Here is a 13902-nt window from a genome sequence, read left to right as displayed (position 1 = left end):
CTTAAATTGTTTGGACAGCTTTACTTTGGATAACCGGATTGTTTAACACTCCAATCCCTGGTATTTCAATTTCGATTCGGTCATCGCCTTTCAATGAAAATTCATTTGGAGGAACCACGCATGTACCTGTAAGTAAAACTGATCCGTCAAAAACAGTGTTATCTAAGACCAAATAGTCGACAAGCTCTTCCAATTTTCGTTTCAATTGGTTTACTTTCGCTTCACCTTCAAATACTTTTTCTTCATTTCGATAAATACGGCACATGATTTTAAGCTCATATGGATCTGTTACAGCCTCTTTTAACAAGATGGCCGGTCCAATGGAGCAAGAATTTTTCCATACCTTTGCCTGTGGAAGATAAAGCGGATTTTCACCTTCAATATCCCGGCAGCTCATGTCATTACCTGCGATATATCCTAGTACCGTTCCCTCTTTATCGATGACAAGACCAAGCTCCGGCTCCGGAATTTGCCATTTTGAATCTGAACGCAGGTATACCGGATCATTCGGGCCCACGGTTCTTGCTGCAGTCGATTTAAAGAAAATCTCAGGACGCACTGCATCATAAACTTTGTCATAGAATGTTTGGCGGTCCAGCTTTCCTTGCGTCGCTTCGTAGTTACGTGCTTCCTTGCTTTTTTTATAGGTAACGCCAGATGCCCATACTTCCGGTGCGTCGATAGGAGTAGTTAATTGAAGACCTTCCAATGGCTGCTGTTCCCCTTCGGCGGTAATTTGTTTTACAATGTCAAATGCTGTTCTGTTATCTTGACGTGCCGTTGTAATCAACGACATAAAATCCGTAAATGGAAGGTCCACCACATTGTTTTCGTTCGTCACGGCAGCAAGTTGTTTATTATTTTCTTTTACATAGCGAATAATTCTCATTTTATAGTTCCTCCTATATAGCAGGCCTCATTTAAATTTTTTGATATTCATAACCGAGCTCCTGCGAAATTTTACTACTGCATTCCTTTAAGAGACGTACATAATACTCATGTGTTTCTTCGTTTACTTTCGATGCTGGCATCGATACACTCATTGCTGCGATTACCTTTCCCGAATAATCTTTTATCGGTACAGCCAGACAGAAAATGCCCGGTTCGTTTTCTTCATTATCCATTGAATAGCCATCCATGCGTGCTTTTTCGATTTCCGCTAAAAACTGCTCCTTGGATCTAATCGATCTTTCGGTCGGCCCCGTATAATCATAGCCGTCCAAGAGCAAATCCAGTTCACTGTCCGTTTTGGTTGCAACAAGGGATTTGCCAACAGCACTCGTATGAATCGGAACACGCCGGCCAATACGGGAATAGAGTACCGTTACCCCCGTGCCCTCCACTTTATCGACATAGACACCTTCCTGACCGTCTAATATGACAAGGTGCAGCGTTAAATTCGTTGTTGCTGAAAGCCATTCAAGATGTTTCCTTGCTACGTTGCGCAAATCGAGATGGGTCACAACAACGCTTCCCCTCTCCAATAGCTTCAATCCTAGCGAGTATTTTCCATTTTCTTTGACTTGTGAAATATAGTGATGCTCCTGTAAGGTTTTTAATAGTGAATGAACCGTACTTTTATGTAAATTCATTCGTTTACTTATCTCTGTGATAGTTAGTTCGCGTTCACGCTCATCAAATAAATCCAATATTTTCAAGGCACGCTCCACCGATTGGATGATAGGCATCGTTCCTCACTCCTTTTATCATTCTGTCTACCTTTATCTTATCGGATTTATGACGAGCATACCTCACTTTATTTCTACTTTTTTTCCTTGGAGTAAAATATCCTGTTCATAATCAAGCACCGCATCCTCAATGACAGCGATTGGGACAACACCATTTGCTGCATCTGTATGTCCAAACATCCTATTGCTGGCAGCAATCATTTTTTGTCTTACTTTCATACGCAGCTTGCGTTCTGTCGCCAATGATTTTCTTTCTTCTTTAAAACGATCCGCAAAATCATGAACAATCTTTCCTGAATGAAGTTGAGCAGAATCGACAAAATCAATCCGTCGATCACGAAGCTGAAGGTGAATTACATCCCCTGATTTAAGTAAGCCAATGCCGCCACCTTCATACGATTCCGGTGTCATATGCCCTATAGCAGCACCATATGTGACTCCTGAATAGCGGCCGTCGCTAATGATTGTAGCGATTTTTTTCATAACACGATTTGCATTGATATGTTGCATTGGTGTAAACATTTCCGGCATTCCAAATGCCACTGGCCCCTGCCCTGAGATAATAACCGCAATTTTCAATGTACCTTCTTCAACCATCCTGTCAAATAACTCCCCATAGGTAGCGGATTTTAGAAGAGACCATTCCGGCTCATTGTTGTATTTAAGAGATTCGAGCAATAAATTATGTTCGAAAATCTTTTGCTCTTTTATTTTTGAAAGCAGATTTGAATCGAGCAGGCTTTTATTTGCATCATCTTCATTTTCGTAATAGAGGACAAATGCCAGCTTGTCATCGAATTGGTCAAGCTGTGGTGTCGGCATTCCGCTGATTTTTACAACGGCGCTTTCAAAGAAGTTTCCATTTAATACATCCACGCCGCTGAATCCACGGCGTGGATCGGATAAAATGACCTGATTTTTCTTTACATTTACCGCTTTTAGGCTACTTGTAATCGAAAGGCGTTCTTTCCAAGTTTTTGCTGCGACAGTCGGCGCATCCTGATCCATTGGTACACCATTCTCCATCAGTTCATAAAAAAGTGTTTCCATTCCTCTGCTTGCCCCGCTGCAACACTGCATCGCCAGTGAATAAATGTCCCTTCCTTCTGTCAAACTGTAATCAAATAAGTCAGGAATTGGATGGGAATGATGAATGCGGTCAAGGTCCCATAAGCTGAATTTGAATCCTGCATAAAGCATGCCAGCGACAATATGCATCATTAAGTTAGTGGAACCACCCGAAGCGCTGTGAATACGGATTGCATTTTTTATGTTCGCAGCGACAATGTTGGCCACCCCGTAGCGTTCTTCATTTATCATGCCAGCAAAGCTATCCAGCACCGAGTTAATCTGGCGTTGTGTTGGTGGATCGGTTAACAGCTCCACGGCTGGATGAACGAGACCCATGCCTGCCACTAAATGGCGTGAACTATTCCCCGTACCATTGAAGGCACATACACCTCCCTGCCCGTCACATGTTGCGACAGCAAGTCTCATTTCAAAATATTTATGTTGTTCCTTCGTCAATATTCCTCGTTCATAGGCCCGTTCAAACACGCCCTGAAATGCAGTATTCGATGAACATTGCAATATATATGCCATCGTATCCCGTAAATCAACGGCTACATCAGTAGCTCCTTTACTTTCCGCTTTTTTCGCAAGAGTTTCCAATTCTTCTATCACGTCAGATGGAATCGAACCTCCTTCTAATACGTGAGCAGGTGCGAATGTTGCGAAAAAGGGTGCTTCACCACGATTTCGGCGAACACGATCTACATGTGCGAGTGCACTTACGACACCAAGAGGTTGCTTATCACACCCTTGAATGACGAATGCACCATGATAACTGTGAGCTTCTAGCTGGTTGACAACCATTTGTGCAACCGCGTTTCGGCTCTGAAGAGAGTAACTCATTCCTTGATTGTTTTGCGCAGTTCCATCACACATTACTGGTGTCGAGAAATGAAACGGCACGCCGCCGTTTTGCCAGATACGGATTGCTGCCCGTGCCGACGTTTGGTAATCCATTATATGGGCCGGATGATCGGATGACCCACCGATAATTGCGATTCGCGGGGCATTCCTCTCTAGCCGCATATAAATTTCTTCAAGCGTCCAATCAGGCTTGCCCCCTTCATATGTGGACCCAAGCGTCAGCTTGGAGCGATCCAACAGACCTGCAACCGTAATGGGTTCATTTGCTTTTCCCTGTACATTATCGCGGTAAGGGTTTATTTCGTTATCAATGAGTGGATATAGGTGAGTCATTTCAGCACTCCTTTTCTGATTTCAAATGAATTCTCCCATTCTCCCAAAAATAATAAAGAAGGTTTTTAGTCTAGTGCCAATTCTTCTGGTTCTGAAAGGATCTCTATATTTTTGTTTTTTAAAGCTTCTTCCATCATGCTCTCAGAAATCCAAATTTCACCGATTTCAAGCGTGTTTTTTATTCTTACTAGTCTCACTTTATTCAAATCGAAGGCATTGCACGTTTTGATAGCAGCTTTAACAGCCAATTCCTGCGTCTCTAAAAACATCGGGAGCTTTACGACATCGGTCACTGTGCTTGTGAGTGCATTGGCATAGCCTTTTTCCCATTCGATTTCATTCATGACGGCCTTCGTCGTCATATCAGCCATGCCGATTCCGTTTGCATTACCGTGAGTTTTTTCAGTAAGTCCAAGTACAACGGTCCGTTTGACGTCTGGCCCCCCGGTGGCATATGGAGTGGCGAAGTTACCCGTAATATTCGGATCCATCCCATCCCCCGAAATGTCCTTACCGAGTTCATTTACAATAAGTACGTCCATCGAATCGAAATGTATTTTAGGCATCAATGATTTTGCTTCAAGCAATAGTCCCGGCTCTACTTGTTCCAGTTCCTCTGCTGGTACTGCGACGATTTTCGCTGGTTTATCATAGGCATTTTCAATAGTCGCAAGACCAAATATGATAGGAGCTTTTGCTAATGAAATTTTCGCCATTTCAGGGACATGTTCCGCCATATACTTAAAGCTGTATGCATGTGCAGCTTCGGCTCCCTTTTGCTTACCCAAACCGATAGTAATCATTTTCATAAGTCCGCTTTCAACCGGTCCACGAAATGCCGTATGAGGTTTTATCCGATTAATGACTATGATTTTATCCGATTCATATGCAAGCTTATCAATATAGACAGGGAGCCCATTTGGCAATTCATCCAGTTTAATAACTTCCATCGATGACATGATTGGCGCTCCAACCGATTCTTCTGAAATACCCAGCTGAAGCAACACATCGATTTGTCCTTCCGCTGTAGCACCCCCATGACTTCCCATTGCAGGGACTATAAAAGGATTGCCACCGGCCGCCATAACCGCCGCTACCGTTTCTCTTACTAATATAGGAAGGTCCGCTACCCCTCTGCTCCCTACTGCAATTGCCACCCTGTCATCTTCATTTATTCTTGATAAGAGACCTGCTTCTTTTATCGCCTTCTTCACCTCACCAGCTACATCAGCGATTTGAGGTGTACGAAATTTCTGCCTCACTTTGACCATTTTCGGTAATTGGATTTCACGTAAAAGTTCAGAGATAATATCCATTTTCTATCCTCCAAACAGTCTGGATTATTTACCGCGTACTTTTTCAACTTCGCTCATCATTTCTTTTACTAGATCCTGACCAAATTTCTGAGCATATTCGTCCGTCACTGGTTGGATGACTTTCTTCATTTTTTCCGTTTCTTCCAGCTTTACTTCATTGATTTTCATTCCTTCTTCTTTTAGATACTTAAGTGCTTTTTCATTTTCTTTTTGGTTAACTTCCCGTTGATACTTCCCAGCCTCTTGTGCGGCCTCGCTCATGATTTTTTGCTCTTGTTCTGATAGGCCATCCCAGAACTTTTTACTTACAAGGAATACAAATGGAGTATAAACATGATTTGTAAGACTTAAGTAGTCTTGCACTTCATTATATTTTTGCGTTTGAATGGTTGCGAGTGGGTTCTCCTGCCCATCAACAGTGCCGGTTTCCAACGCAGTAAATACTTCAGAGAAGGCCATAGGCGATGGGTTGGCCCCTAACTTTGAAAATGCATCTAAATGCACTTCATTTTGCATGGTACGAAGTTTAAGACCTTTGAAATCTTCAGCCGTTTTAACCGGATGTTTACTATTGGTTAAGTTTCGGAAGCCGTTTTCCCAGTATCCCAAACCTATCAGATCATGTTCCGGTAATTTATCCAAAAGTTTTTTGCCTACTGCACCATCAAGTACGGTATAAGCTTCCTCTTCATTATTAAAGACAAATGGGAAGTCATAAATTCCAAATTCCTTAATCATACCAACAAGTGGAGATGTTGAAGGCACTGTTACTTCCTGTAAACCGCCTTGAAGTGCTTCTGTCATTTTCTGATCATCTCCAAGAGTGGCATCAAAGAAGTTTTTGACTTTCATTTTCCCGCCGCTTTTTTCTTCAAGCAGTTCTTTAAATTTTTCCATCCCCTGCCCTTGTGGGTGCATTTTACTATTTCCGATTCCTGCTTTGATTGTTCTTTCCTGTATACCGTCAGCTGTAGCGCTTTCATTTTGTCCGCTTCCGCAAGCACTTAATAGCAGTACTGAAGGAAGGAAAACTCCAACCGCCAAACGTTTGAACAATTTATTCATTTTCATTTTCCCCCTATAAAATTAGTTGAATATCAACATACAGACCCAATTACTTGTTTAATTCCGTTAGGAGGTAAACCATTCTAGAGGAACCAGCACTAAGGAAGGAAACAAAATCAACAAGATCAAAACAATCACTTCCACGAGCAAGAAGGGCCAAATTCCCTTCATGATTTCTTCCATACTGATCTTACTTATGCCGCACATGACATTTAACACGGTTCCAACCGGTGGCGTAAGTAAACCGATGGCGTTATTCAGGATAAACAGGACACCAAAGTAAACTGGATCAATACCTGCAGCGACCACCAATGGCATCAAAACAGGTGTTAGAATAAGGATTGTCGGTGTCATATCCATAGCGGTTCCAACTACGATGACCAATAAATTAATCATTATTAATAGAAGGAATGGATGATCCATAAATGGTTCCAGCAACCCAATTACCTGACCAGGTAAATCGGCTACAGTTATCAGCCAGGATGATACGAGTGCTGCAGCGACCAGAAACATGACAACACTCGTCATCTTTCCTGCATGAACAAAGACCTCATACAAATCTTTCACTTTCATTTCACGATAGATTACAAGACCGACAAATATTGCATAGACTGCAGCCACCACTGCCGCTTCAGTTGGTGTGAATAAACCGAATTTCAATCCACCAATGATAATGACGGGCAGGAATAAAGCCCAAATGCCTTGACGAAGAGAAGTAAGTATTTCTTTTGCTGAAGCTCGAGGGTTAACGGCGACTTTATCTTTTCGTGCAACAATGGACCAGGTAACCGTAAGTCCAACCGCTAGTAATATACCTGGAACGATTCCTGCCATAAACAGCTTTGTAATGGACACACCACTCGCGACACCGAAGATGATAAAGCCAATACTTGGCGGAATGATCGGAGCAATGATCCCACCGGCTGCAATCAACCCACTTGACCGGTTCACATCATAACCAGACTTCACCATCATTGGAATTAATATAGCCCCCAGCGCTGCCGTATCAGCAACGGCAGATCCTGATAAACTCGCAAACAACACACTCGCGATGATCGCAACATACCCAAGGCCTCCCTTGATGTGTCCAACCATATTCATTGCCATCTCAACGATGCGCCGTGATAAACCGCCCCGATTCATCGCCTCTCCTGCCAGCATAAAAAACGGTATGGCCATTAGAGGAAAGTTATCCGCGCCACTGATTAGATTTTGTGCGATAATTTGACTATCAAAAATACCAAGGAAAAACATTAACACTACGCTACTCACAAGTAAGGCAAAGGCAATAGGTATCCCAAGTCCCATGGCTCCCAATAATGATCCGACAAATACACCTATCATCCCTGTTTCTCCTCCTTGCCGATCCCAATATCTGAAGCAAATTCATCATTATGGAGAGAAATTAGCTCTTCTGACTCACTTATCATCACCAATTCTTCGTCATCAATTTTATTGAAGAAAATCCGATACAAATTGAAAATGATCATGCTGCCCATTGAAACACTCACAAGAATACCTGTCCCATATACAAATGCCAGTGGCATGCCAGTAGCTGGTGCAGAACTATCAATGTTTATCAATGTCATTTTCCAGCTGCCATCGAGGATCAGAAGAAGAACGAATAACATCATCAAATCACTAATAACAAGAACCACTTTTTTCATCTTATTCGGAAGCCGTTTGATGACCATGTCGACACCTAAGTGTTCTTTGTTTTTGAAAGCTCCGATAGCGCCAAGGAACGTCAACCAAATAAAGAGATACCTTGACATTTCTTCTGACCAAGTAATTCCTGAATTAAAGAAATAACGAAGAACTACATTGCCAAACACAAGAACAACCATAATTGCTAACGCAGCTGCCATAATAATGTACAACGAATTTTCTAAGGTTCTGGAAATTTTATTCACCTATACATCTCCCCCTTCCTATCTAAAGAGCTTGCTTCATTCTGCTTTTATTTTTCCGACAAGCTCCTCCGCCCAGTCGTTTTCCTCAAAGACTTCATCATATACAGGTTGAGATTCTTTTACCATTTTTTGTCTGAATCCTTCTCCAGGCTTAGTAAATTTGATTCCATTATCCTTAAGAAATGCTTTGTCATCTTCATAACTTTTTTCCATCAAATCAAACTCATATGCTGCCGACTCTTTTGCTGCTTTTTGAATGATCATTTGTTGCTCCTTTGTTAGACCCTTATAGAATTTGCTATTGATAATGTAAATATTTGGACTGAACATATGCTTGGATTCTAGTACATCACTTTGAACTTCATTCCACCCCGAGGATCTCAGCGTGGCAATGGGATTATCTTGAGCATCAACTACATTTTGTTCAAGTGCGGAAAAAACTTCTGAAATGGGTAATGGACTAACGTTTGCCCCCAATGATTCACCTAATTTTATGTAATTCGGAATGTTCGGCATTCTGAGTCGAAGTCCATCGAAATCTTTCATACTCTTAATTGGGCGATTACTCGAAAACATCCTAAATCCATTTGCACTCCATGCGAGCGGTGTCACTCCATGTTTTGGATCAAGTTCTTCTGTCAATTCCTCTCCGATAGGTCCATTCAATACCTTCTTTACATGGTCATAATCCCTGAATAGGAAAGGCCATTCCGGAACACCCATTTTCGGAATGTCCGACTGCATAATTAACCCTGGAACACCCATTTCAATCGTTCCGTTTCTGACTCCGTCATAAAATTCTTTTTCTGCACCTAATGTACTGTTCGCATAAATCCGAACCTCTAATTCACCATTACTCTCCTTTTCTACTATTTTTTTGAATTTTTCTTTCAAAGCAATGTTTTGAGGATGATTTTCAGCAAAATAATTCGCTACTTTAATTGTTTTCTTTTCTACTCCAGATCCACTGGTCTTTTCTCCCTCACCCCCACCGCATCCAGATAAAAGGAATGTCATTGCAAGAGTTAAGCTTGTGGAGAATGCAAAAAGTTTTCTTTTTTTCAATAAAAACCCTCCCAAAAGTTTTTTGTAAGCGCTATCATTTATGACTGATTTTAAGAATTTCTCCTCACCCTTGTATAAGCCAAAGCAAAATTGTTTTATATTATAAAACTCCGTTTTAGTTTTATTCGGAGTAAGGAAAACACTTCATTTCTAGTTGCGTTTCACAAGTTGATTCATGACTTTTTAAACGGGTACTTTACTAATAAAAGAAGGGTTAATTTGTTCTATAATATAAAACTAAGTTTTGAATTTGGAATCTTACGTTGATTATAAGCTTCCATTTTTACTAATGTCAAACCATTTTTTTGAATTTTATAACAATTTAACAAATGCTCTATTTTCCACTCATTAATATTTAGAGGATCAACATTTATTGATGTTATCCTTTTTAGTCAGGATTTATAGAATCAGAACGGGTAGGATGATTTTTTTCTATACTAAGATATTTATAGGATAGAAAGTCAAACATAAAATAAGGTTTTCTTTAATACACACTCCCTCTTTTTTATTGAGCTTTTATCGGGAATTTATTTTTTCCTGATGAAAAATCTTTCTTTAGGAATGACTTTACTATTTGGGGAAGGCGACATGATCCGAATACAATTCCATTATTTCGATTATAGTTTATTTTATTATCAACCCTACTCTACGAAAAAAAGAAAGAAACTTTTTATCTAAATGAAATAAAAATTAAATACATAATATTTTTCCGGAATATCAAATACCATCATGCTTTTGGCCAATATTTATTTTCTTGTTTGACCTTGTGCTTCATCAAAGTGATAATCGTTTGTTACCCATCCTCTTTCCTTCAAAAAATTATTTTCATTTTTAAAGACTTATACTTTTTTCCCATTTGAAAAATCAAAACTCATTATTTATATTGAGATCAGTTCAAAATGAGCCTCTCTAACAACTTGATAAAAATTAAAGGAATAAATCCAACATCTTATGCTAATTTTTTAATTAATCAATCCGAAACCTCTACATATTGGGAGATACGCGAACAGTTAGACGATTATAGACAAAAAACTGGAGCATTATATGTGTATACATTGGGAATTAACGAAAGTAGTGAAGAAGTCCATATTCTTATAGATGGAATGGATAAGGGAGATAAAAAAGCATCTCCCATTTTAACCCCCACAACCGCCACTACATATCAGGATGTAGAAAGCGTCATGAAGGGAAAGGTTTCTACTACTTCCATCGTTCATGATCCTGTATATGGTGACTATTTATCCGTTTTTGTTCCCATAAAGAAAGATGACAAGGTCATTGGAATACTAGGGATGGATATTGATGCCAGTAAAGTCGATGCTACGGCCAGCAAGGTTCTGAGTGGCATCCTTCCCCTGACTATACTAATCAATGTAATCTTAATGGCGATCGTAGTGGGTGCCTTAATATGGTTCTTGACTAGAAAGTTAAGCCCCCTTCTCAAGGTCAGCTTGGCTGCAAAGGAAGTCTCAAATGGAAATTTATTAATAGCCAATAAACTGATCAGTAACATAAAAGTCAATGGAAACGACGAAATCAAGGTTTTAATGAAATCCTTTGAAGAAATGATTACCAATATAATTATGATCATCAACTCCATGAAAAGCTCATCATTCCAGCTTTTGGAGTCATCAAGTGATATCGAACACAAAATCAAAGAAATGGATACTTCCACACAATATATCGTTAAAGGCATTCAGCAAGTTGCTGGAGCTGCGGAAGTACAATTGCACAGAAGTGAGGAATCATCGAGGGTCATCGAGGAAATGACCATAGGGATACAAAGAATTGCCGAAGCTTCTTCAGAGGTAAGCGAACAGACAAATCATGTTTTAACTAGAATGTCCATTGGAAATAAAGATATAGATGAACTCTCAAATCAAATTCTGCAAGTAAAAGATGTGATGCTGCAAACAAGTTCAGAAATAAAGAAATTGGACGAACAGGCCAATGAGATTGTGAATATTGTACATTTAATTACAGGGATTGCCGAGCAAACAAACCTGCTATCACTAAATGCGGCAATTGAGGCTGCTAGAGCCGGTGAACAGGGTAAAGGATTTGCGGTGGTTTCGAACGAGGTAAGGAAATTGGCAGTTGGCACGAAGGAATCTGCAATCAATATACAAAAGTCCCTACTTCATTTTAAATCCATCATAAATGAGTCTGTGAAAATGATGGAAACTGGAACTAAAGAGGTAGAGGATGGGACAAAATTTATCCTGGATACAAGAGAAACTTTTAAACAGACCATAATATCATTTGAGCATGTTAGTGATCAGATTCAAGAAATATCCGCCATAACTGAGCAAATGGCAGCAAGTTCCCAGGAAATCAATGCTTCGATAGAAGATTTTGCAGGGTTAACAAGGGAAACTTCATTGACTTCAAAGCAAGTGGCACAATCAACCGATCAACAAGTGAAATCCATGGAGGATATCTCCTTCTCAACCTCCTCGATGGTAAAGCTTGCTAATGATCTGGAAACATCGGTTGAACAGTTTAACGCGTAAAATCTTGAATCACTATTCTATTATTATATTAAGAAAGGGATTTTGCTATTAATGCACAATCCCTTTTCATTTACTTAGTTAATTTTAATTTCACATCACCTTCATAAGGTATGTGTTCAACTATTATCGGTATTTCTTTTCCATCTTTATCTTTACCGATTCGTTTATAGGTGAATTTGTTTTCATTAAGCTCTGTAAGTTCAAGAACTGCACCATACTTATTTTCCCCTTGTGAAACAAGGGCTCTGATCTTATTTCCATGAACAACATCATAATAACCGTAATCACCACGGCTTTCACCGGTTTTAGCATCAAAAAATTCATACTTATTTGTTATATCATCATATTTTGCCAGTCCTAAATAATCTGCGTTATAGCTTGATACATCATTCCCCTTTTCATCCAATGCCACTGTTCCTTGCCAAGGGGTGCTTGATAAAACTTTGTCTCCATCAACGTCTGTAACTACATCTCCTGTGTATGTTTCCAAAATTTTGTCTTGATCAGTAAAGGAAAGTTCTGTTCCAGTATAAGGAATATGTTCAACAAACACTTCCACATCGTTACCATTTGCATCTTTACCCATTCTTTTATAAGTAAACAAATCCTTATTCAGTTCTGTTATTTCAACAACTGCTTGATAACCGAATGATTCTGAAATTAACACTCGAATCTTCCCATTTGTGATAAAGAAAGTTCCTTTATCACCCCGACTTTTTTTGGTATTTTTATCAAAAAATTCATACCTCGATGCTTCACCATCATATTTCGCTAGACCAATAAAGTTTGCATTCTCCTTTGTTAAGTCCTTATTATTCTTATCATAAACTTTAGTTCCTTGCCAATTCGTGCTACTAAGAATTTTAGTCAATTCCTGTCCTGTGGTTATCTTATTCTCTTGTTTATTCTCTTTATCTATTTGTTCATGCTTCTGTGCACTTTGATTGTCTGATGCGTTTGTGTTACATCCTGTTATGGCCAATGTTAGCCCCAGTAGTAAAGATGATGAAACCTTTGATTTTTTGTTCATTTTTTCGTCTCCTCATAATATTGGGATTTAATTTAGTAGTGTAATGGACTTACAGATTAGAAGCATCAGCGATCTGGTTATTTGGCTCCTGCTGATAGTAAAATTTGTTCAATCTCTTTGAATCCTTTCTCTCGGGCATGTTGTAAGGGGGTCACCTTATTATTATCAGGAATGTTGATATTTGCCCCATGATCTAGTAGCAATTGCACTGTTTGCTGTTGTTTTCCGTCACCATTATTTAAAATGATAGCTTCTAGCAAAGCTGTCCAACCGAGATCATTTACATGATTCACATCAATATCAGTTTTAAGCAGTTCTTTAATAACCTCAACATATCCATGTTCCGAAGCAGGGATTAAAGCCGTTCCTCCATAACGGTTTGTTATAGAAGGGTCGGCACCTGCTTCAATCGCAAGTTTAAGTATATCTAGATAACCTTCAGCACCGGCATACAAGAAGGGGCTATTTTTCATGTCATCCTGAATATTGACGTCTGCACCCTCTTCAAGAAGGATTTTTGCAGTCTCTACATCATTGTTATAAGTCGCAATCATAGTGGCGGTTCGCCCTTCCGAATCCTGTGTATCAATATCTGCACCTTGCTCGATCAAACTTCTTATTCTTTCCGTTTCTTTTCGTTCTACAGCTTGGATCAGTATTTCATTCATTCCTTTTCCTGTCTCTTTTTCTTGTTTAGTTAGCTCCACTTCGTCATCTAAGACACAACCTTGAAGGATGACAAGGCATCCGGTGAGAATCGTTAGCCGTCTCCACATGAAACGCACTACCTTTCTTTCGTTTGTACATTTTCTGCCCCAAAAGGATTTCACCGTCATGTTGATGGACCAAAATGGCTTGTTCTAAAAGCTTTTTGAGGTTGCACGAGGATTTTTTCTCCCTTTTATTTTTAGTTGCTTACTTATTCCGCCTTCAATATATTAGTTCTTAACCTTAAACTCCCTCTAAACAATTTCTTAAAAAATGATTAACTTCTTAATAAAATTTCTTAATCTTTATAAAAAAACCCGTCACTCGTGACGGGTC

General features: G+C 39.6%; 11 protein-coding genes. 1 reads left to right on the top strand and 10 read right to left on the bottom strand.

The genetic code is table 11. From position 1 onward, the window contains the following. Position 1 precedes the first annotated feature (1 nt). The 8 genes from IOC57_RS18780 to IOC57_RS18745 all read right to left on the bottom strand — a co-directional run bounded on the left by IOC57_RS18780 (position 2) and on the right by IOC57_RS18745 (position 9315). The gene (locus IOC57_RS18780; RefSeq protein WP_207440118.1) at positions 2 to 889 is read right to left on the bottom strand and encodes a fumarylacetoacetate hydrolase family protein; all 888 of its coding nucleotides are present in this window, start codon (positions 887 to 889) and stop codon (positions 2 to 4) included. A gap of 31 nt (positions 890 to 920) precedes the next feature. Continuing rightward, positions 921 to 1688 (bottom strand): IclR family transcriptional regulator, encoded by a 768-nt coding sequence (locus IOC57_RS18775; RefSeq protein ID WP_207440117.1) that lies wholly within the window; start codon positions 1686 to 1688, stop codon positions 921 to 923. A 63-nt stretch (positions 1689 to 1751) separates the two neighbouring features. Then, positions 1752 to 3956, bottom strand: coding sequence for a dihydroxy-acid dehydratase domain-containing protein (locus IOC57_RS18770; protein ID WP_207440116.1), 2205 nt, complete (start codon positions 3954 to 3956; stop codon positions 1752 to 1754). Positions 3957 to 4021: 65 nt separating this feature from the next. Beyond that, entirely contained in the window at positions 4022 to 5272 is a 1251-nt protein-coding gene (locus tag IOC57_RS18765; RefSeq protein ID WP_207440115.1) for a nickel pincer cofactor-dependent isomerase, group 22, read from the bottom strand. A gap of 24 nt (positions 5273 to 5296) precedes the next feature. Then, positions 5297 to 6343 carry a TRAP transporter substrate-binding protein gene (locus tag IOC57_RS18760; RefSeq protein WP_396020861.1) on the bottom strand — a complete coding sequence of 349 codons (1047 nt, stop codon included), beginning with the start codon at positions 6341 to 6343 and terminating at the stop codon, positions 5297 to 5299. A 60-nt stretch (positions 6344 to 6403) separates the two neighbouring features. Further along, positions 6404 to 7681, bottom strand: a complete 1278-nt coding sequence (locus IOC57_RS18755; protein WP_207440113.1) for a TRAP transporter large permease — start codon at positions 7679 to 7681, stop codon at positions 6404 to 6406. Further along, complete coding sequence (locus IOC57_RS18750; protein WP_396020860.1) at positions 7678 to 8250, bottom strand: TRAP transporter small permease; 573 nt, start codon at positions 8248 to 8250, stop codon at positions 7678 to 7680. The genes IOC57_RS18755 and IOC57_RS18750 overlap by 4 nt, the downstream gene beginning before the upstream one ends. A 36-nt stretch (positions 8251 to 8286) precedes the next feature. Then, on the bottom strand, positions 8287 to 9315 hold the full coding sequence (locus IOC57_RS18745) for a TRAP transporter substrate-binding protein (RefSeq protein WP_286185007.1): 1029 nt from the start codon (positions 9313 to 9315) through the stop codon (positions 8287 to 8289). 1046 nt (positions 9316 to 10361) lie between these two features. Here IOC57_RS18745 and IOC57_RS18740 point away from each other — a divergent pair. Then, entirely contained in the window at positions 10362 to 11828 is a 1467-nt protein-coding gene (locus IOC57_RS18740) for a methyl-accepting chemotaxis protein (RefSeq protein ID WP_207440112.1), read from the top strand. A gap of 70 nt (positions 11829 to 11898) precedes the next feature. On the opposite strand, the gene IOC57_RS18735 is transcribed toward IOC57_RS18740, so the two are convergent. After that, entirely contained in the window at positions 11899 to 12858 is a 960-nt protein-coding gene (locus IOC57_RS18735) for a DUF4822 domain-containing protein (RefSeq protein WP_207440111.1), read from the bottom strand. 77 nt (positions 12859 to 12935) lie between these two features. Next, positions 12936 to 13634: an ankyrin repeat domain-containing protein gene (locus tag IOC57_RS18730; RefSeq protein WP_207440110.1), complete on the bottom strand. Its 699-nt coding sequence runs from the start codon at positions 13632 to 13634 to the stop codon at positions 12936 to 12938. Positions 13635 to 13902 lie beyond the last annotated feature (268 nt).

The sequence above is a fragment of the Bacillus sp. SD075 genome (genome assembly GCF_017355165.1).
Taxonomy (GTDB): Bacteria; Bacillota; Bacilli; order Bacillales; family DSM-1321; genus Peribacillus.
The sequence above is the reverse complement of the archived record's forward strand: the minus strand, read 5'-3'. Positions and strand labels throughout refer to the sequence as shown.